Source organism: Bradyrhizobium sp. B124, from assembly GCF_038967635.1.
Taxonomy (GTDB): Bacteria; Pseudomonadota; Alphaproteobacteria; order Rhizobiales; family Xanthobacteraceae; genus Bradyrhizobium.
Genome location: NZ_CP152413.1, coordinates 2,431,475 through 2,449,321 on the forward strand (window position 1 = coordinate 2,431,475; position 17,847 = coordinate 2,449,321).

Annotated in this window: 17 protein-coding genes; 9 read left to right on the plus strand and 8 right to left on the minus strand. The window is 65.4% G+C overall.

Annotated features, from left to right (window positions below; genetic code table 11):
* Positions 1–49 precede the first annotated feature (49 nt).
* On the plus strand, positions 50–1,114 hold the full coding sequence (gene waaF / locus AAFG13_RS11790; RefSeq protein ID WP_342712077.1) for a lipopolysaccharide heptosyltransferase II: 1,065 nt from the start codon (positions 50–52) through the stop codon (positions 1,112–1,114).
* Here the strand turns inward: waaF and AAFG13_RS11795 are convergent.
* Positions 1,096–2,136 (minus strand): glycosyltransferase family 4 protein, encoded by a 1,041-nt coding sequence (locus AAFG13_RS11795; RefSeq protein WP_212310757.1) that lies wholly within the window; start codon positions 2,134–2,136, stop codon positions 1,096–1,098. The two genes, waaF and AAFG13_RS11795, sit on opposite strands and share 19 nt — an antisense overlap.
* 137 nt (positions 2,137–2,273) lie before the next feature.
* Between AAFG13_RS11795 and galE the strand changes: the two genes are divergently transcribed.
* Together galE and AAFG13_RS11805 are read left to right on the plus strand one after the other, a co-directional pair.
* A complete protein-coding gene (gene galE / locus AAFG13_RS11800) occupies positions 2,274–3,287 on the plus strand; it encodes a UDP-glucose 4-epimerase GalE (protein WP_342712078.1) in 1,014 nt (337 codons plus the stop codon).
* A 108-nt stretch (positions 3,288–3,395) separates the two neighbouring features.
* Entirely contained in the window at positions 3,396–5,207 is a 1,812-nt protein-coding gene (locus AAFG13_RS11805; RefSeq protein WP_342712079.1) for an ABC transporter ATP-binding protein, read from the plus strand.
* 9 nt (positions 5,208–5,216) lie between these two features.
* Here the strand turns inward: AAFG13_RS11805 and AAFG13_RS11810 are convergent, their stop codons facing one another.
* A complete protein-coding gene (locus tag AAFG13_RS11810) occupies positions 5,217–6,392 on the minus strand; it encodes a dipeptidase (RefSeq protein ID WP_342712080.1) in 1,176 nt (391 codons plus the stop codon).
* A 153-nt stretch (positions 6,393–6,545) separates the two neighbouring features.
* Between AAFG13_RS11810 and AAFG13_RS11815 the strand changes: the two genes are divergently transcribed.
* Complete coding sequence (locus tag AAFG13_RS11815) at positions 6,546–7,247, plus strand: fumarylacetoacetate hydrolase family protein (protein WP_212310131.1); 702 nt, start codon at positions 6,546–6,548, stop codon at positions 7,245–7,247.
* Between the two features lie 61 nt (positions 7,248–7,308).
* On the opposite strand, the gene AAFG13_RS11820 is transcribed toward AAFG13_RS11815, so the two are convergent.
* The gene (locus AAFG13_RS11820) at positions 7,309–7,575 is read right to left on the minus strand and encodes a hypothetical protein (RefSeq protein ID WP_176530158.1); all 267 of its coding nucleotides are present in this window, start codon (positions 7,573–7,575) and stop codon (positions 7,309–7,311) included.
* 180 nt (positions 7,576–7,755) lie between these two features.
* Complete coding sequence (locus AAFG13_RS11825; RefSeq protein ID WP_176530157.1) at positions 7,756–7,989, minus strand: hypothetical protein; 234 nt, start codon at positions 7,987–7,989, stop codon at positions 7,756–7,758.
* 207 nt (positions 7,990–8,196) lie between these two features.
* Between AAFG13_RS11825 and AAFG13_RS11830 the strand changes: the two genes are divergently transcribed.
* Positions 8,197–8,481 (plus strand): hypothetical protein, encoded by a 285-nt coding sequence (locus tag AAFG13_RS11830; protein WP_249131640.1) that lies wholly within the window; start codon positions 8,197–8,199, stop codon positions 8,479–8,481.
* A 16-nt stretch (positions 8,482–8,497) separates the two neighbouring features.
* Here AAFG13_RS11830 and AAFG13_RS11835 read toward each other — a convergent pair whose 3' ends face one another.
* The 3 genes from AAFG13_RS11835 to AAFG13_RS11845 all read right to left on the minus strand — a co-directional run bounded on the left by AAFG13_RS11835 (position 8,498) and on the right by AAFG13_RS11845 (position 12,139).
* Positions 8,498–8,857 (minus strand): SPW repeat protein, encoded by a 360-nt coding sequence (locus AAFG13_RS11835; protein WP_342712081.1) that lies wholly within the window; start codon positions 8,855–8,857, stop codon positions 8,498–8,500.
* A 25-nt stretch (positions 8,858–8,882) separates the two neighbouring features.
* Positions 8,883–10,241, minus strand: a complete 1,359-nt coding sequence (locus AAFG13_RS11840) for an MFS transporter (protein ID WP_342712082.1) — start codon at positions 10,239–10,241, stop codon at positions 8,883–8,885.
* Between the two features lie 200 nt (positions 10,242–10,441).
* Positions 10,442–12,139: an NAD-dependent malic enzyme gene (locus AAFG13_RS11845; protein WP_212310133.1), complete on the minus strand. Its 1,698-nt coding sequence runs from the start codon at positions 12,137–12,139 to the stop codon at positions 10,442–10,444.
* A gap of 464 nt (positions 12,140–12,603) precedes the next feature.
* Here AAFG13_RS11845 and AAFG13_RS11850 point away from each other — a divergent pair, with 464 nt between their 5' ends.
* Complete coding sequence (locus AAFG13_RS11850; protein ID WP_198964751.1) at positions 12,604–12,759, plus strand: hypothetical protein; 156 nt, start codon at positions 12,604–12,606, stop codon at positions 12,757–12,759.
* A gap of 88 nt (positions 12,760–12,847) precedes the next feature.
* Here AAFG13_RS11850 and AAFG13_RS11855 read toward each other — a convergent pair whose 3' ends face one another.
* Positions 12,848–13,777, minus strand: a complete 930-nt coding sequence (locus AAFG13_RS11855; protein ID WP_212310134.1) for an aspartyl/asparaginyl beta-hydroxylase domain-containing protein — start codon at positions 13,775–13,777, stop codon at positions 12,848–12,850.
* 362 nt (positions 13,778–14,139) lie between these two features.
* On the opposite strand from AAFG13_RS11855, the gene AAFG13_RS11860 reads away from it, so the two are divergent.
* From AAFG13_RS11860 to AAFG13_RS11870, 3 genes are read left to right on the plus strand one after another with little or no spacing between them, the layout of a single operon-like run.
* Positions 14,140–15,339, plus strand: coding sequence for an ABC transporter substrate-binding protein (locus tag AAFG13_RS11860; RefSeq protein ID WP_342712083.1), 1,200 nt, complete (start codon positions 14,140–14,142; stop codon positions 15,337–15,339).
* A gap of 10 nt (positions 15,340–15,349) precedes the next feature.
* Positions 15,350–17,068 carry an FAD-dependent oxidoreductase gene (locus AAFG13_RS11865; protein ID WP_342712084.1) on the plus strand — a complete coding sequence of 573 codons (1,719 nt, stop codon included), beginning with the start codon at positions 15,350–15,352 and terminating at the stop codon, positions 17,066–17,068.
* Entirely contained in the window at positions 17,065–17,829 is a 765-nt protein-coding gene (locus AAFG13_RS11870; RefSeq protein ID WP_342712085.1) for a glucose 1-dehydrogenase, read from the plus strand. Before AAFG13_RS11865 ends, AAFG13_RS11870 begins: the two co-directional genes overlap by 4 nt.
* Positions 17,830–17,847: the final 18 nt, after the last annotated feature.

A 17,847-nucleotide genomic window follows, 5' to 3' on the forward strand; every position in this document is an offset into this window, starting at 1 on the left:
AACCGGTTACCGACTTGGCCGCGCCGATCCGGCTTTGGCCTGTTTAGAAATGAATATTGATTCAATATCTGACATCGAAACCCAGGATACCGAGGATACCAGACCGATCCTCGTCGTGCCCTATGTTTGGATCGGCGATTTCGTGCGCGGCCACACCGTGGTCAGGGTGCTCCGCAAGCGCTGGCCCAACCGGCCGGTCGACCTCCTGACCAGCCGGCTTTGCGCCCCTTTGGTGGATTATATGCCCGGGGTCCGCGCCGGTGTCGTGTTCGACCTGCCGCGCAGCCGGCTGGCGCTGGCCCGACAGCGGGCGCTGGCAGCCGAGTTTCGCGCCCGGAATTACGCCACCGCGCTGGTGCTGCCGCGCACCTGGAAGGCTGCCATCGCGCCGGCCCTGGCGGGCATCCCGGAGCGGGTCGGCTTCTTCGGTGAGGCACGGTTCGGCCTGATCAACGCGATGCGATGGGGCGAGAAGAAGCAGCCGCGCTTCATCGACAAGAACGCCATCCTGGCGCTGCCCGATGGCACTCCGCGCCCGCCCGAATGGCCGGTGCCGCAGCTGCGGGTTCCCACCGACGAGGTCGGCCGATGGCGGCAGGCCAACGGCCTCGGCACCGGTCCGGCGATCGCACTCGGACCCGGCTCGGTCGGGGTCTCGAAACGCTGGACCTATTATCCTGAAGCCGCGCGGCTGTTCGTCGAACACGGCTTCGACGTCTGGGTGGTCGGCGGCCCCGGCGAGAAGGCGCTGGCGCAGGAGATCGCCGCTGTCGGCGGTCCGCGGGTCCGCGATCTCACCGGCACCGATCTGCGCAACGGCGTGCTGGCGATGGCCGCAGCCAGCGTCGCTGTGACCAACGACTCCGGGCTGATGCACATCGCAGCCGCGATCGGCACCCCGACGATGGGCATCTTCGGCCCGACCGATCCCTATCTCTGGGCGCCCCTCAACGGCCTCGCCGCCACCGTGCAGCAGACCAGGAGCAAGCTGCCGTGCCAGCCGTGCCAGCGCACGGTCTGCACCATGAACGACCATCGCTGCATGCGCGACATCGCGGCTGAAGATGTCGTCGGGATCGCCGAGCGCGTGTTGGCTCAGATCAGCGTGCGATAGACCGCGGCGATCGCGTTCGCCTCCGCATCGAGGCTGAACTTATCCACAACTCGTTGGCGTGCCCGCGCGCCCATCGCCGCGGCCGCGGCCGGATCGCGCATCAGGGGCTCGAGTGCCGCCACCAGCGCGTCGGCATCGCCTGTAGGCGTCAGCACGCCGGTCGTGCCGTCCTCGACCACGAACTCGGCAGCGCCGGCGCGCGCGGCGACCAGCGCCGCGCCTGCCGACATCGCCTCGATCAAGGTCAGGCCAAAACCTTCATTGCGCGAGGTGAAGGCGTAGATCGTCAGCCGCTGATACCAGCGCACGACATCCTCGATCGGCAATTCACCGGTGATGATGATGCGCGATTGCAGGCCGGCGGCCTCGATCTTCCGCTTCAGCTCATTGGCAAAGGCCAGTTGCTCCGGCACCACCGCGCCGACGATGACGGCGGTGAAATCGGGATAGCGCGGCAGCAGCCTGCACATCGCCTCGACGAACACGTCGCTGCCCTTCTGCGCGCGCACCCGTCCGAAGCAGCCGATCGCATAGCGCCCCGGCAATCCGCTTTCCGCGAAGGCGTTCGCACGGTCGGCCGGCGGCGCATAACTGATGGTGTCGACGCCATGCATCACCACGGTGGCGTCGCGCTTCAGATAGGAGGCCGACAGCGGGCTGGTGGCGATGATAGCGTCCATGTTGCGGATCAGCCAGCGCGTCAGCCAGGTGTGATGACGCTGCGCTGCAGACGTGAACAGCAGCTTCAGCGGCCAGCCGAGCGCGCGCAGCAAAAGCCCGGCAAGCATCTCGTCGTTGCGCCGCGCATGCCAGATCAGCGGCGAGGCGCGCCGCCACAGCCGCATCAGATCGACAAATCCGATCGCGTCGATGCCGTCCGGCCGGTGCGAGCCGAGCCAGCCTGCGCGAAACATTTTGGCAAGCTTCGGCGCGACCATGCGGTTGGTCGCAGTGACACCCGAATAGCGTCGGTGCAGATTGGGCACGATGAGCACGAGCTCGCCGGCAGGTGTGTTCTCGATCGGCACGCAAGTCTCCGTTTCGTGCCAGTTCCTATACGCAACATTAAGCATAGTGGCCAGTTCGGCCGCGGCGAAACCCCCTCTTCACCGCACTCCCGCTAGCATCGCCGGTTAAAGATATCGGGAGAGCTCTATCCATGACCGTGCTTGTGACCGGCGGTGCCGGCTATATCGGAAGTCACATGGTTCATGCGCTGGTCGATGCCGGCGAAAGCGTCGTCGTCGTCGACAATCTTTCCACCGGCTTCTCCGCGTTCCTGCCCGAAGGTGTTCCGCTGTTCATCGGTGACGCCGGCGACGAGAACCTTGTCGAGGGCGTGATCGCACAGCACGGCATCGACAGCATCATCCATTTCGCAGGTTCTGTCTTGGTGCCGGACTCGATGCGCGATCCGCTCGGCTACTACCGCAACAACACCATGACGACGCGCAGCCTGCTCAACGCGGCGGTGAAGGGCGGCGTCAATCGCTTCATCTTCTCCTCGACCGCGGCCGTCTACGGCAATCCGGACCAGGTGCCGGTGCCGGAGATCGCGCCGACGCGTCCGCTATCGCCCTACGGCTCGTCGAAGCTGATGACCGAGATCATGCTGCACGATGTCGCCTCCGCCCATGGCATGAGCTATGTCGTGCTGCGCTATTTCAATGTCGCCGGGGCCGACCCGAAGGGCCGCGTCGGTCTCGCCACCATCGGCGCCACCCATCTGCTCAAGATCGCGGTCGAGGCCGCGACCGGCCAGCGCGCCAAGATCGACGTGTTCGGCACCGACTATCCGACCCAGGACGGCAGCTGCGTGCGCGACTTCATCCATGTCAGCGACCTCGTCGAGGCGCATCGCTCGGCGCTGTCCTATCTGCGCGCCGGCGGGCAATCGGTCACGATGAACTGCGGTTACGGCCGCGGCTATTCCGTGCTCGAGACCATCGAGGCGGTGCGCCGGGTCTCGATGCGCAATTTCGCGGTCGCCTATGCCGCGCGCCGGCCCGGCGACATCATGACCATGGTGGCCGACACCACCCGGATCCGCTCGCTGCTCGACTGGACCCCGCGCTACGACGATCTCGAGACCATCGCGAACCACGCGCTGGCCTGGGAGGAGAAGCTGTTCCGGGAGCGTGGGGGCGCCGCGCGACAGGCAGAATCGGCCTAAAAATCAAGCCGTTATCAAGCTGTTATTGTGCTTGAAAAAGCCCCGCCAAGCGGGCAAGGAGGTCCGCAACCCTGACGGCCGGCGCTGCCCGCCGTCAATGGAACGCGGATGGCTCAGTTTCCAAAGAAAATTACCGACGATCCCTATGGCGCGGCGATCCTGATTCGCCGCCTGGTCACGGAACAGGGGATCACCTACTGGCGGCGCTATCTGACGGCGTTCGCCCTGATGGCTGTTGCGGCCGGCTCGACAGCCGGCGCCACTTACGTGCTCGGCCAGGTGATCAACCAGGCCTATGTCGACAAGAATATCCCCGGCATCGCGATGTTTGCCGGGGTCACAGTGGTGCTGCTGTTCATCAAGGGCGTGGCGACCTACGGCCACATGGTGATCCTGTCGAAGATCAGCAACGCCATCCTGGCGCGGAACCAGCGGCAATTGTTCGCCAAGCTGATGAGCGAAAGCATCGGCTTCTTCTCGCAGCGGCACTCCTCGGAATTCCTGGCGCGGCTCACCGCCGGCGCCAAGTCGATCACCGACGTGCTCAACATGCTGGTCAATGCGATCGGCCGCGACTTCCTGATGCTGATCAGCATGGTCGCCGTCATGGTCTGGCAGGACCCGCTGATGTCGTTCATCGGGCTGGTGGCGGTGCCGCCGGCGATGCTGGTGCTGCGCAAGCTGGTGAAGCGGATCAAGGGCCTCGCCTACAACCAGTTCACCGGCACCGCCGACATCATGGAGACGATGCAGGAATCGCTGCAAGGCATCCGCACCGTGAAGGCGTTCACGCTGGAAGACACCATGCAGCAGCGGATCGACGAGAACATCGCGATCGTCGAGCGCAACGCCAACAAGATGGCGCATGTCGCCAACCGCTCCAACCCGCTGATGGAGATGCTCGGCGGCTTCGCGGTCGCCGGCTGCCTGATGTATGGCGGCTACAGCGTGGTGGCGCTCGGTTCCACGCCGGGCCAGTTTTTCACGTTCCTGACCGCCTTTCTGATGGCGACCGAACCGGCCAAGCGCCTGGCGCGGCTCAACATCGATCTCAACAGCCAGCTGGTCGGCGCGCGGATGCTGCTCGAGGTCGTCGACAGCCCCGCCAGCGAACAGGCCGACGACGACAAGCCGGCGCTCAAACTCTCCGACGCACGGATCGAACTGCGCGACGTCAGCTTCGCCTATCGGCCCGGTGAGCCGGTGCTGAACCGCTTGAGCTTCATGGCCGAGCCCGGCAAGGTCACCGCGCTGGTCGGTCCCTCCGGCGGCGGAAAATCGACGGTGCTCGCCCTGCTGCTGCGCTTCTACGAGACGCGCGAGGGCGACATCCTCATCGACGGACAGTCGATCCTGTCGGTCTCGCGCAAGTCGCTGCGCCGGCAGACCGCCTATGTCGGCCAGGACGTCTATCTGTTCCGCGACACCATCCGCGCCAACATCGCGTTCGGCAAGCCGGGCGCCACCGAGGCCGAGATCATCGACGCCGCCAAGGCCGCTTGCGCACACGACTTCATCATGAGCTTCCCGCTCGGCTACGACACGCCGGTCGGCGAGCACGGCACGCAACTGTCCGGCGGCCAGCGCCAGCGCATCGCGGTCGCCCGCGCACTGGTCAAGAACGCGCCGATCATCCTGCTCGACGAGGCCACCGCCGCGCTCGACTCGGAGTCCGAGAAGCAGGTGCAGGAGGCGATCGAGCATCTCTGCCAGGGCCGCACCACGATCGTGATCGCGCACCGCCTGCACACCATCATGCACGCCGACGCGATCCTGGTGGTCGAGGGCGGCGAGATCGTCGAGCGCGGGCGTCACGAGGATCTGCTGCGCCGCGGCGGCCGCTATGCCTCGTTCTTCCGCCTGCAGCATCACCACGACCCGTCGCCGCTGGCTTTGGCGCCGATCAGCGCCACCGGCTGAGGCTTACCGTCACTTCGCGGCAATGCCTGCGCGCAGTACGCGCAGGACATTGCCGCCCATGACCTTGCGGATGTCGTACTCGGAGAACCCGCTCGACATCAGCGCCTGGGTCACGGCGGCGATCCCGCTCGCATCGAATCCCGTGGTGGTCGAGCCGTCGAAATCCGAGCCGAGGCCGACATGGTCGATCCCGACCAGGTCGCGGGCATGGGCAATCGCCCGCGCCACATTCTTTGGATCGAGCGAACAGACGGCACCCTGCCAGAAACCGATGCCGACCACTCCGCCGGTCCGCGCGACACCCTTGACCTCATCATCGGTGAGATTGCGGTTGACCTTGCAGGTCGCCTGAACGCCGCCATGGCTCGAGACCACCGGACGCGTCGCCATCGCCAGCACGTCGGCGACCGCCGCGTGGCTCGCATGGGCGAGATCGACGATCATCCCCATCGCCTCCATCCGCTGCACCACCTGCCGGCCGAGCGGCGTCAGGCCGCCCTTTGCCACGCCGTGCATCGAGCCTGCGACATCGTTGTCGAAGAAGTGTGCGAGACCAGCCATCCTGAATCCGGCAGTGTGGAGCACATCGAGATTGTCGATGTTGCCCTCGAGATCGTGCAGGCCCTCGATCGACAGCATTCCGCCAACCACCGTCATGCCGTTCTTGCGATCCGCGAGCAGGCGATCGATCTCGGCCGGTGTCGTGATCAGGCGAAGCCGTCCGGCGGATTTGTCGGCGAAGTTGTGCAGTTTCTCGGCATGCCATAGCGAGCGCTGCAGCAACGAGAACCACGTCCGCATCGGCTGCAGATCGATGATGGCGAGGTTCGTGATCGTGTCGGTGTCGCCGGCATTGGCATCATAGTTCTGGCCCTCGGGCGACTTGGTGACCGACGAAAACACCTGCAACGCGTAGCGGCCCTCGATCAGCCGCGGCAAGTCGATATGGCCGCGATCGGATCGCGCGATCAGGTCGCGCTTCCACGACAGGCTGTCCGCGTGCATGTCCTCTACGTCGAGCGTCGCCTGCAACGCCTGCGCGGCGGGCGTGATGTCCACGGCCACGCGCTGGACCTTGTTCTGCCCCCGGTCGATCCGTTCCGGGGTCACGACAAAAAAGCGAACAGCGGAGGCGAACAGGACCGCGGCAACCAGCGCTAGGCCGATCGAAAGCCATCTGCGCATCGGCATCACCGCTCTCGCCCGCCAAGGGCGGCCGCGCCCGGCGGAAGGCTGGCCTCACGTCTGCGCCTGGTGCAGCCGCGGCCCCTAGCCCCCAGCGCCGTAACCGCGTAAATACGGCCCGCGCTCCCTCCTTCAACCCTCCGGGACCCGTTCATGAACGCCGCCTCCACCGTCATTCCGCTTCCCCCGCAGCCCTCACTCCCCGTCGTCGGCGAATCCGGCGTCTATCCGGTCCGCCGCATCTGGTGCGTCGGCCGCAACTATCTCGAGCATATCAGGGAGATGGGCAATGACGAGCGTGCGCCGCCGTTCTTCTTCGGCAAGCATGCCGACATGCTGGTGCCCGACGGTGCGACGATCCCCTATCCGCCGCTGACCAAGGACCTGCATCACGAGGTCGAGCTGGTGGTGGCGATGAAGAGCGGCGGGCTCAACATTCCCGCCGACAAGGCGCTCGAGCATGTCTACGGCTATGCCGTCGGCATCGACCTGACCCGCCGCGACCTGCAGATCGCCTCACGCAAGAAGGAGCGGCCCTGGGAGATCGGCAAGTCGTTCGATTATTCCGCGCCCTGCTCCGCGATCCAGCCGGCCTCGAAGATCGGCCACCCCTCCAGCGGCAAGATCTGGCTCACCGTCAACGGCAAGGAAGCGCAGAAGGGCGACCTCACCGAATTGATCTGGAACGTGCCTGAGATCATCTGGCAGCTCTCGCAGCAGGTGAAGCTCGCCGCCGGCGACATCATCATGACCGGCACGCCCGCCGGTGTCTCGCAGCTGCAGGTGGGCGACAAGCTCGAATGCGGCGTCGACGGCGTCGGCACACTGAAGGTATCGATCGGCAAGCCGGAGTAGACTCCGGATCCGATCCACCAGCAGACCGCGGCCCCGAACCTGGTTCGGGGCCGTTGCTTTTTCAGAATTGCTCGTGGCCGGGATGGTTGGGGTCGCCGAGATATCCGCCGCCTCCGCTGCCACCGGCACTGTCACCGCTGTAACCAGTTCCGAGATAAGGCGGCGGATCGACCGGCTGGCGATGCGGGCCGCCCGAACCGCCCGGGGGCAGTTTTGCGCCCACATTCTTCGGCGGCGCCATGTGAAGTCCGCCGGCATGCGCAGAGCTCAGCGCGGTAACGCCGAACGCGACAACGGCAGCGAAAGCAAGAAGCGAATTGCGTGTCATGCGACGTCTCCTTGAACTCGGGCCGGGACACCATGCGCCGGCTCCGACGCCGCACGCTTCGCACGATCGCACCGGCTTGGCTGTGAGGTGGGTCACGCCCATTCCGCGGCCACTTCCCGGCGACATCGCATCGCCCGGGAAACCCCGGACCAGGGGTCCGGGGCTTTCCGCTGCGCGCGGTCAGCGCATCGTGCCGGGCATGCAGGGCGGCTCGGTGAAGGGCGCGGTTGCGAACGATCCGACGTTCGGCGCGCGCACGCAATCGGTCGTCTTGCTGCTGACCGGTGTCGTCGTTGTCGTCGTCATCGAAGCATGGGCGCGCCGCACCGCAGCATTGTTGCTGGCGGCCGAGGCCTGAGCCGAGAACGCAGCTGCCGCAACCAGAGCAAGCGTCACGAAGGTCAATTTGGTCATCGGGTTTCTCCGCACGTGGATGAAGCCGACCAAGCTCGGCTCCTGTGACCAATGACTGTCGACGCCGGATAATTATTTCATCACGCGCGATCACCGAACCGCGAGCGCCCGATCACATCGGACGGACCGGGGAATACCCGGACGACAGAGACGCTCTATTTCATCAAGGCCGCGCACAAACGCGGCGATGACGGTATGGAGATTCTCATGATCGATCTTCGACGACTCGGCACAGGACTTGTCAGAGGACTTGGCCTGGCTGCAATCCTGTCCGCGGCAGTCACGACCTCCTGCTTCGCACAGGCGATGGCCCAGCAGCCCGGTGCATTTGCCTCAAATGAAACCGCGACGCGGCCATGGTCGGCGCCGGTCGGTCATCGCCAGCCGCGTGCCGCCGACATTCCGGCAGCGGCGTCGGCATCGCAGCAGATCATCGATCAGGAAGACGCGATCGTCGACCGCAAGATCAAAGGCATTTGCCGCGGTTGCTAGAATGCTTTGCTGCGGCCTACGACGCGGCTGGGCCGAAATGCGTCTTCTCGTATTCGAGCCACAGTTCGAGCAGTGCCATGAAGGCGACCACCGCACCCGCCGCGACGGCAAAATGCATCGCGCGGGTGTGCGTGAAGCCGAGCAGCCAGGGCGAGGCGATCAGCCAGCATCCGACGAACAGATTGATCCATTCCTCCCAGATCGAGAACGCGAAGATCGCCGCCAGCGACATGATCGCGATCGCGGCACCGCTGATCCACAGATCGATCGCCGCCGTCGGGTTGGCGTGCGCAAACAGCCACGGCGCTGCGAGCAAGAAGATCGCCGCGACGAGGTTATAGAGATCGAGCGCCGATTCCTTTCGCCATTTCACCATTTGCTCCTCCCGTGCTGTCTCGAACTCACCGCTGATGCGCGGTCGCGGCGTTGATGTCCTTTCCCGTGTAGTCGGTCATCAGCGCGGTTGCGACCAGCGTGATGACGGCGCAGAGCGCGATGTAGGCCGCGATTGCAATCGACGAATGATAGGTGCCGAACAGCCATGCGGCGATCAGCGGCGCGGGACCGCCGGCGATCACCGATGCGAGCTGGTAGCCGAGCGAGGCACCGCTGTAGCGCAGGCGGCCGGTGAAGCTTTCGGCGATCAGGGCGGCCTGCGGCCCGTACTGCATGTCGTGCGGAATGAGCGAGAGAATGATCGCGAGGAAGATGATCGACGCCGATCCGGTATTGAGCATCGCGAAGTAGATGAAGCCGAAGATGCCGGTCACCAACGCGCCGATCATGTACATGTTCTTGCGGCCGATCTGGTCGGACAGATGTCCGAACACCGGGATCGAGACGAACGACAGCACCGAGGCCGAAAGCACCGCGGTCAGCAGGAAGTCGCGCGACATGTGCAGCGTGCCGACGCCGTAGGAGAACACGAAGGCGGTGAAGATGTAGAACGGCGCCTGCTCGGACATCCGCGCGAAGGCGGACAGCAGGATCTCCTTCGGATGGTTGCGGATCACGGTCAGCATCGGCGTGCGGTCGAGCTGACGCTCGGCCACCAGCTTGGCGAAGACCGGCGTCTCCAGAATGCCGAGCCGGATGTAGAGGCCGACGCCGACCAGGATGATGCTGAGCGCAAACGGAACGCGCCAGCCCCATGCCAGGAACTGGTCGCCCGACATCTGGCTGAACGCCAGCACGGCAAGGTTGGCGAGGAACAGCCCGCAGGGCACGCCGAATTGCGGCCATGACGCGATCAGGCCGCGGGAGCGATCGTTGCGCGCCCATTCCATCGACATCAGCACCGAGCCGCCCCATTCGCCGCCGACCCCGACGCCCTGGATGAAGCGCAGCACAGTGAGGATCACCGCGCCCCAGATACCGATGCTGGAATAGGTCGGCACCAACGCGACCGCCGCCGTCGCCAGTCCCATCAACAGCAGCGTCGCGATCAGCGTCGACTTGCGTCCGATGCGGTCGCCAAAGTGGCCGAAGATCGCGGCGCCGATCGGCCGCGCGATGAAGCCGACCGCATAGATGGCGAAAGCCTCCAGCGTGCCGACCCGGGGGTCGGAATTCGGAAAGAACAGCTTTGCGAACACCAGGCCGGTAACCGTGCTGTAGAGGAAGAAGTCATACCATTCGATCGCGGTCCCGACCGTGGAGGCGATGACCGCGCGGCGCATCTGGAGCTGATGTTCGGCTGCCGAGAGCTGGTTGGCGTCGAGGCCAGGGGTTAGGCCGAGTGTCGGGCCGAGCGTTACCATGGGAGCGTCTCCCTCGGACAAGCCCCCGGATGGATTTTGACCGTTTGGGTCGTTTGAACACAAACGACATCGCGCCCCGGAAAGTTCCAACGCAACGGAACGTGGAGGCTAGAACTTTAGTCGGCCGTCGCGACGATCGAAGCCATCGCCTGCCCACGGGTGGCGCGAAGGATCGCGCCACCTGATACGCCCCGCGGACCCTAGGCCCGATCGCTGCGCCGATACGGCACGTAGCGCGGCGTCCAGACCTTGGCCTGGATGCGCGCCTCGACCTGGTCGATCGGAATATCCTTGGCGAGCCCTTCCTTATGCGCCTGCAGCGCGACCGCCAGCGCCACCGTCAGCGACACCTCACGCAGCGCGCTGACCGGCGGCAGCAGATTGTGCTTCGGGTTGTTGCGGGCCGGCGAGACGCTGGCCAGCGCCTTGGCGGCGGCCATGAACATCCCGTCGCTGACCCGACTGGCACCGACCGCGAGCGCACCAACGCCGACGCCCGGGAAGATGTAGGAGTTGTTGGTCTGGTCGACCTTGAAGCGCGCGCCGTCGCGCGTGATCGGCGGGAACGGGCTGCCGACGCCGATCAACGCCCGTCCCTCAGTCCAGGCTTCGATATCGGAAGGCGTCGCTTCCTCGCGCGAGGTCGGGTTCGACAGCGGGAAGATCACCGGCCGCTTGTTGCACACGGCCATCGCGCGGACGATCGGTTCGGAGAACGCGCCGGCCTGCCCGGAGACGCCGATAAGCACGGTCGGCCTGGCGTTGCGCACGACGTCGAGCAACGCGATCTTGTCGGGATGGCTGAGCTGCCAGCCTGCGATCGCCTGCTTGCTCTGCACGAACGGAAGCTGGAACGGGGCGAGCCCGCTCATGCCCTCGAGCAATAGCCCGTCGCGGTCGACCATGAAGAAGCGCTTCGCCGCCTCGCTCTCGGACAGGCCGGCGTCGATCATCGCCGCTCGGATCAGGCTGGCGATGCCGCAACCGGCAGAACCCGCGCCGAACACCGCGACACGCTGCTCGGTCAGCGGCACTCCGGTGACGTTGATGGCCGAGAGCAAGGCGCCGGTCGCGACCGCCGCCGTGCCCTGGATGTCGTCGTTGAAGGTCAGGAGCCGGTCGCGATAGCGCTCCAGCATGCGCGTCGCGTTGTTCTTGGCAAAGTCCTCCCATTGCAGCAGGACGCGCGGCCAGCGCTTCACCACCGCCGAGACGAACGCCTCGATGAAGTCGTCATAGGCCTGACCGCGGACGCGCTCGTTGCGCCAGCCGATATAGAGCGGATCGGCCAGGCAGTCGGGATTGTCGGTGCCGACGTCGAGCAGGATCGGCAGGGTCGTCGCCGGATGCAGGCCGCCGCAGCCGGTGTAGAGCGCGAGCTTACCGATCGGGATGCCCATGCCGCCGGCGCCCTGGTCGCCGAGGCCGAGGATGCGCTCACCGTCGGTCACCACGATCGCCTCGACATGATCGAAGCGCGGATGGGCGAAAATGCGGTCGATCCGGTGCTGGTGCGGAATGCTGAGGAACAGCCCGCGCGGCTTGCGAAACAGCCGACTGAATTTCTGGCAGCCCTCGCCGACGGTCGGCGTGTAGACGATCGGCAACAGCTCTTCCAGGTTGCCGACCAGGAGCGCGTAGAACAGGGTCTCGTTGGTGTCCTGCAGTTCGCGCAGGAAGGCATAGCGCTCGATGTCAGTCTCGTAGCCGCGCAACGCCTCGAGGCGGCGCGAAACCTGCTCGTCCAGCGTCAAGATATTGGGCGGCAGCAGGCCATGCAGGTCGAACGCCTCGCGCTCGGCCTCGGAGAACGCCGTGCCCTTGTTCAACTGCGGATCAGCCAACAGCTCGTAACCGCTCAGCGCAGTCGTCGCAAAAGCTCCAGTAGTCTCCGACATGGCAAGATCCCCTTCAATGCGAAACGCCTGATCGGACTCTATCACGCCCGTGTAACGGATCGGAGCGCGAAGACGTCATGCTGCGCAAAGTTGAACGGCGCCGACGTCGCGGCCGGCGAGATGGACCTCGTAGAAGACTGCATCAGCCCGGTGGAGTTTCGGCCAGGCGGCCATCAGCGCTCATCCGGACTGAGGCAACGCGCTCCCGCTGCGCCTCCGGACAGACATCAACATACCTTGGTATGGCCTCTCTGATTCCTTGTGATGCCCTGTACCTACGCTCGTACAGTTGAGCGATGGCGGGCGATTTTTATACTCGCGGCCACTCCAACGGGCGACCAACGACTGCGGGCGCAAAAAGTGTTCCGACATCTGTGATCGGGATCACTGCACCGAGGCGTGAAGCGCAGGACTATCACGAGTAGTAAGTGTCGACTGGAACGCGGGTATCGAGGAGCACTCACATGATCGTCAACATTCAGAAGCTGAATGGCCTGTGGCACCTCATCGTCGGGTCGTGCACGATCCGCACTCCGTTCCTGGAAACCCAGAACCGGGAGTGGGTTGTCGCCTATGCCCGGCGAGTCTACCCCGGCGCCAAGGTTTTCGAACGCGACTGATGCCGTTGCGCTTCACAGCTCACACCCCAGACAAAAAGCCCCGGTTTGCTCCGGGGCTTTTGCGTTCAACGCGGCGCGGCCGCCGCCTTCACCGCAGCGCCGACACCACGATCAGGCCGAGGATCAGCGCGGTCACGGAATACTTCAGCGTGTAATACACGTTCCGGTTCCACTCCTTGACCTTGCGGCTGGCGAGGTGGATCTCGTAGAGCTTGCCGAACACCTTGTTCAGCGCGCCGACATGCTCGCCATCGACGTTCTGGGTGGCCGACGCCTTGACGATGTTGTGGCTGACCCAGCGATTGATCCGGGTCATGAAGCCGTACTTCATCGGGCGCTCGACGTCGCAGAACAGGATGATGCGATTGACGTCTGTCTTGTTCTCGGCGCTGTGGATGAAGGTCTCGTCGAACATGAAGGCCTCGCCGTCGCGCCAGACGCATTCGACGCCGTCGACCAGGATGCGGCACGCGGTCGAGTTCGGCGTTACCAGGCCGAGGTGATAGCGCAGCGAGCCGGCGAAGGGATCGCGATGCGCACCGAGCTTGCCGCCGGGCGGCAGCATCGCGAACATCGCGCCGTGCACGTTCGGGATCGAGTTCAACAGCTCCACCGTCTTCGGGCACAGCGTGCGCGCCGACGGCAGGAAGTCGTCGTACCATTTCAGATAGAACCGCTTCCAGCCGCTCTTGAAGAACGAGTAGAAGCCCCAGTCGTTGTTCTTGGCCGCGGCGCGGATGAAGCCCTCGTCGAACAGGCGCGTCGCCTCGTCGCGGATCGCCTCCCAATTTTCGGAGAGCTTCTTGAGCTCTGGAAACTGCTCGACGGGGATCACCGGCGTGTTGGGCACGGCCGAGCCCGCATACATCAGCACATTGTAGGGCGCGAGGTAGGTCGAGTGATCGCCGAGCTGGCGGGCGAAGCGCAGCCGTTGCTTGCCGCGGAAGTGGACGTAGAGCGTGGAGGCCACCAGCACGTAGAGAATGACGAGCTGCGGCGCAAAGAGTTGTCTCAACATGGTCCGTCTATGATCGCAGCGCGCCGATGCTCTCCATGCACCGCCCCGTAGCAGCCTGGACCCTCGATGGGCGGCTTAGCCCCGGGGCGGCGAAGCGCAACGCCGACCGCGAAAACTCCCCTTGTTTCATCCTGACTTGGCACTGCGGCGATATCCGGCGTGGGCCGGAAGCCCGCCGCGGTGTCGCCCGGCAAAACGATGTAAGCATTCGCTCACCGATTTGAAGCGCCGCGCCGTTGCAGGATCAACCCTGTGGCATCAAGGACACATTATTCGCCATTGACAAACTGATTAGATAATTACTAATTCTGCGGCCCGCCGGAGAACGGGGACATCCAAGAGGAAATCCAGCAGGAGGAATGATGAGACAATTTTTGGCGGCAGCCATTCTCGCGGCGATGACGACGGCCGCTCACGCCCAGGTTTCCGACGACGTCGTGCGCATCGGGGTGCTGACCGACCTGTCGAGCTGGGGGCGCGACAATTCCGGCCCGGGCTCGGTCGAGGCGGCCAAGATGGCGGTCGAGGAATTCGGCCCCACCGTGCTCGGCAAGCCGATCGAGATCATCTCCGCCGACCACCAGATGAAGACCGACGTCGGCGTTCAGATCGCCCGCGGCTGGTTCGACAACGGCAAGGTCGATGCGATCGCCGACATCCCGAACTCCGGCATTGCGATCGCCGTGCACAACATGGTGCGCGAGCGCAACAAGGTCGCGCTGCTGTCCGGACCCGGCGCGAGCTCGCTGACCGACGAATTGTGCAGCCCCAACACCGTGCACTTCACCTACGACACCTATGCGCTGTCGAAGGTCACGGCCTCGGCCGTGATCGCGGAGGGCGGCAAGTCCTGGTACTTCATCACCGCGGACTACGCCTTCGGCCAGCAGCTCGAGAAGGATGCGACGCGCTTCATCAACGAGATGGGCGGCAAGGTGCTCGGCAGCGTGCGGCACCCGACCAACACGGCCGACTTCTCCTCGTTTGCGCTGCAGGCGCAGAGCTCGAAGGCGGATGTGGTGGCATTCGCCAATGCCGGCCAGGACACCGACAATTCGATCAAGCAGTCCGGCGAGTTCGGCCTCGTGCAGGGCGGCCAGAAGCTGGTCGGCCTTCTGATGTTCGACACCGACGTGCATGCGATCGGGCTCAACGCCGCACAGGGCACCTACATGACGACAGCGTCCTACTGGAACATGGACGAGAAGACCCGCGCCTGGTCGAAGAAATTCTACGCCCGCACCAACGTGATGCCGACCATGATCCAGACCGGCGTCTACGGCTCGGTGCTGCATTATCTCAAGGCGATCCAGGCAGCCGGCACCGATGATCCGAAAGCGGTGATGGCCAAGATGCGCGAGCTGCCGATCGAGGACACCTTCGTGCATGGCGGCAAGCTGCGCGAAGACGGCCGCGTCATCCGCGACATGTATCTGGCGAAGGTGAGGAAGCCCTCGGAATCCAAGGAGCCGTGGGACTATCTCGACATCATCAAGACGGTGAAGGGCGAAGACGCCTATCGTCCGGTGTCAGAGTCCAAGTGCCCGCTGCTCAAGAAATAGGATCGATCGCGTGGCCAACGAAGAAACGTATGACTGCGACGCGCTCGTCGTCGGCTCCGGCTGCGCCGGGCTGTCGGCGGCGGTCACCGCCGGCCATCACGGCCTGAAAGTCCTCGTCGTCGAGAAGGAGCCGCGCTTCGGCGGCACCACCGCGCGCTCCGGCGGCTGGTTGTGGATTCCCGGCACCTCGCTCGCGAAGGCCTGGGGCATCGAGGAGAGCCCCGATCAGGCCAGGACCTATCTGCGCCATGAGGCCGGCAACAGCTTCGATGCCGCGCGCGTCGATGCGTTCCTGACCGAAGGTCCGAAGGCGATCGACTTCTTCACCACGAAGACCGCCGTGCGCTTCGACATGCCGCTGACCTTCCCAGACTATCATGCCGAAGCGCCCGGCGGCGCGCAGGGCGGCCGCTCGATGGTGACGCGGCCGTTCGACGCCCGCGAACTCGGCGACGCCCTCAAAAATCTCGGCAGCCCCCTGCCCGAGCTCACCGTGTTCGGCATGATGCTCGGCTCCGGCAAGGAGATCGTCCATTTCATGCGCGCGACGCGGTCACTGACCTCGGCGGCCTATGTCGCCAAGCGGCTGTCGAAGCACGCGATGGACGTGATGCGCAACGGCCGCGGCATGACGCTGACCAACGGCAATGCGCTGGCCGGCCGGCTGGCGAAATCCGCCTTCGACCTCAAGATCCCGCTCTGGCTCAACTCGCCGGTGCGCGAATTGATCGTCGAGAACGGCGTGGTGCGCGGCGCGGTGATCGCGCGCGAGGGCCGCACCATCCGCGTCAACGCCAAGCGCGGCGTCGTGCTTGCCTGCGGCGGCTTCCCGCATGACGTCGCGCGGCGGCAGAAACTTTTTCCGCACGCGCCGACCGGGAAGGAGCACTATTCGCCGGGACCTGTCGGCAACACCGGCGACGGTCTGCGGCTCGCGGAGTCGGCCGGCGGCCGCGTCGAGGACTCGCTGCCGAATGCCGCGGCCTGGGTGCCGGTCTCGGTCACCACGCGCAAGGACGGCTCGAAGGGCGTGATGCCGCATTTCATCGACCGCGCCAAACCCGGCGTGATCGCGGTGATGCGCGACGGCAAGCGCTTTGCCAATGAAGGCAATTCCTACCACGACTTCGTGCAGGCGATGATCAGGGCGGCGAAGCCCGGCGAGGAGATCGCGGCCTATCTCGTCTGCGATCACGAGACGCTGCGCAAATATGGCCTCGGCTGCGTGCCGCCGCGCCCGATGCCGCTCGGCCACCATCTGAAGACCGGCTATCTCAAGCGCGGCGCGACGCTGGCGGAGCTTGCCGCGCAAGCCGGCATCGATGCGAAGGCGCTCGAGGCAACCATCGCGGCGTTCAACGCAACCGCGGCGGAGGGCCGCGACCCCGCCTTCGGCAAGGGCTCGCGCGCCTATAACCGTTACCAGGGCGATGCGCTGCACGGCCCCAATCCGTGCGTCGCGCCGATCCAGCACGGGCCGTTCTACGCCATCAAGATGGTGGTCGGCGATCTCGGCACCTATGCCGGCATCCGCACCGACGCCAACGCCCGCGCGCTCGACGCCGATGGGCAGCCGATTGCCGGCCTCTATGCAGCCGGAAACGACATGGCGAGCATCATGGGCGGCAACTATCCCGGCGCCGGCATCACGCTCGGGCCCGCGCTGACCTTCGGCTACATCGCAGGCAAGCACATCGCCGGTGCCGCGGCGGAAAGCAGCGCGGCATGAGCACGATGGCGTCCCTGCTCGCGGGCAAGCGCGCATTGGTGACCGGCGCCGCGCACGGCAACGGACGCGCCATCGCGCTTGGCCTCGCGGCGCATGGCGCCGACGTCGTGGTCGCCGACATCGATCGCGCCGGCGTCGAACAGACCGCAGCCGATATTCGCCAGCGCGGCCGCGCGGCCTGGTCGTTCGAACTCGACGTGACCGATGCCGAGGCGTGCTCCGCCCTGGCGCAGGGTGTGGCGCGCGAGGTCGGTCCGATCGCGATCCTGGTCAACAATGCCGGGATCATCATCCGTGAGGGCATCTGTTCGCCCCGTGCGCAGGAGAATTGGCGGCGGGTGCTCGACGTCAACCTGACCGGCACATTCAACGTCACCCACGCCTTCCTGCCGGCGCTGCGCGAGACACGCGGCACGATCATCAACCTCGGCTCGATCGCCTCCTTCCTCGGCGTTGCCGATACGCTGGGCTACGCGCCGTCGAAGGGCGGCGTGAAACTCCTCACCCAGGCGCTGGCCCGCGAGCTTGCCGCCGACGGCATCAGAGTCAATGCGATCGCGCCCGGCGTGATCGAGACCGCGATGACCGAGGCGACCCGCAACGACCCTGCCCGGCTCGCCGGCTTTCTGGGCCGCACGCCGCTCGGCCGCGTCGGACGGCCGGAGGAGCTGGCCGGTCCGGTGGTGTTCCTGGCGTCGGAGCTGGCATCTTATGTGAACGGCGTGACCCTGCCCGTCGACGGAGGGTTTCTCGCCGTATAAGCAAATCGTCGAAGAACT

Bases quoted from the DNA above. Each gene is read 5' to 3' on its own strand.
- AAFG13_RS11860 (WP_342712083.1), top strand. From the start codon at position 14,140: ATGAGACAATTTTTGGCGGCAGCCATTCTCGCGGCGATGACGACGGCC.
- AAFG13_RS11820 (WP_176530158.1), bottom strand. From the start codon at position 7,575: ATGACACGCAATTCGCTTCTTGCTTTCGCTGCCGTTGTCGCGTTCGGC.
- AAFG13_RS11805 (WP_342712079.1), top strand. From the start codon at position 3,396: ATGGCTCAGTTTCCAAAGAAAATTACCGACGATCCCTATGGCGCGGCG.
- AAFG13_RS11840 (WP_342712082.1), bottom strand. From the start codon at position 10,241: ATGGTAACGCTCGGCCCGACACTCGGCCTAACCCCTGGCCTCGACGCC.
- AAFG13_RS11830 (WP_249131640.1), top strand. From the start codon at position 8,197: ATGATCGATCTTCGACGACTCGGCACAGGACTTGTCAGAGGACTTGGC.
- AAFG13_RS11825 (WP_176530157.1), bottom strand. From the start codon at position 7,989: ATGACCAAATTGACCTTCGTGACGCTTGCTCTGGTTGCGGCAGCTGCG.
- galE (WP_342712078.1), top strand. From the start codon at position 2,274: ATGACCGTGCTTGTGACCGGCGGTGCCGGCTATATCGGAAGTCACATG.
- AAFG13_RS11870 (WP_342712085.1), top strand. From the start codon at position 17,065: ATGAGCACGATGGCGTCCCTGCTCGCGGGCAAGCGCGCATTGGTGACC.
- AAFG13_RS11815 (WP_212310131.1), top strand. From the start codon at position 6,546: ATGAACGCCGCCTCCACCGTCATTCCGCTTCCCCCGCAGCCCTCACTC.
- AAFG13_RS11810 (WP_342712080.1), bottom strand. From the start codon at position 6,392: ATGCGCAGATGGCTTTCGATCGGCCTAGCGCTGGTTGCCGCGGTCCTG.
- AAFG13_RS11835 (WP_342712081.1), bottom strand. From the start codon at position 8,857: ATGGTGAAATGGCGAAAGGAATCGGCGCTCGATCTCTATAACCTCGTC.
- AAFG13_RS11850 (WP_198964751.1), top strand. From the start codon at position 12,604: ATGATCGTCAACATTCAGAAGCTGAATGGCCTGTGGCACCTCATCGTC.
- waaF (WP_342712077.1), top strand. From the start codon at position 50: ATGAATATTGATTCAATATCTGACATCGAAACCCAGGATACCGAGGAT.
- AAFG13_RS11845 (WP_212310133.1), bottom strand. From the start codon at position 12,139: ATGTCGGAGACTACTGGAGCTTTTGCGACGACTGCGCTGAGCGGTTAC.
- AAFG13_RS11855 (WP_212310134.1), bottom strand. From the start codon at position 13,777: ATGTTGAGACAACTCTTTGCGCCGCAGCTCGTCATTCTCTACGTGCTG.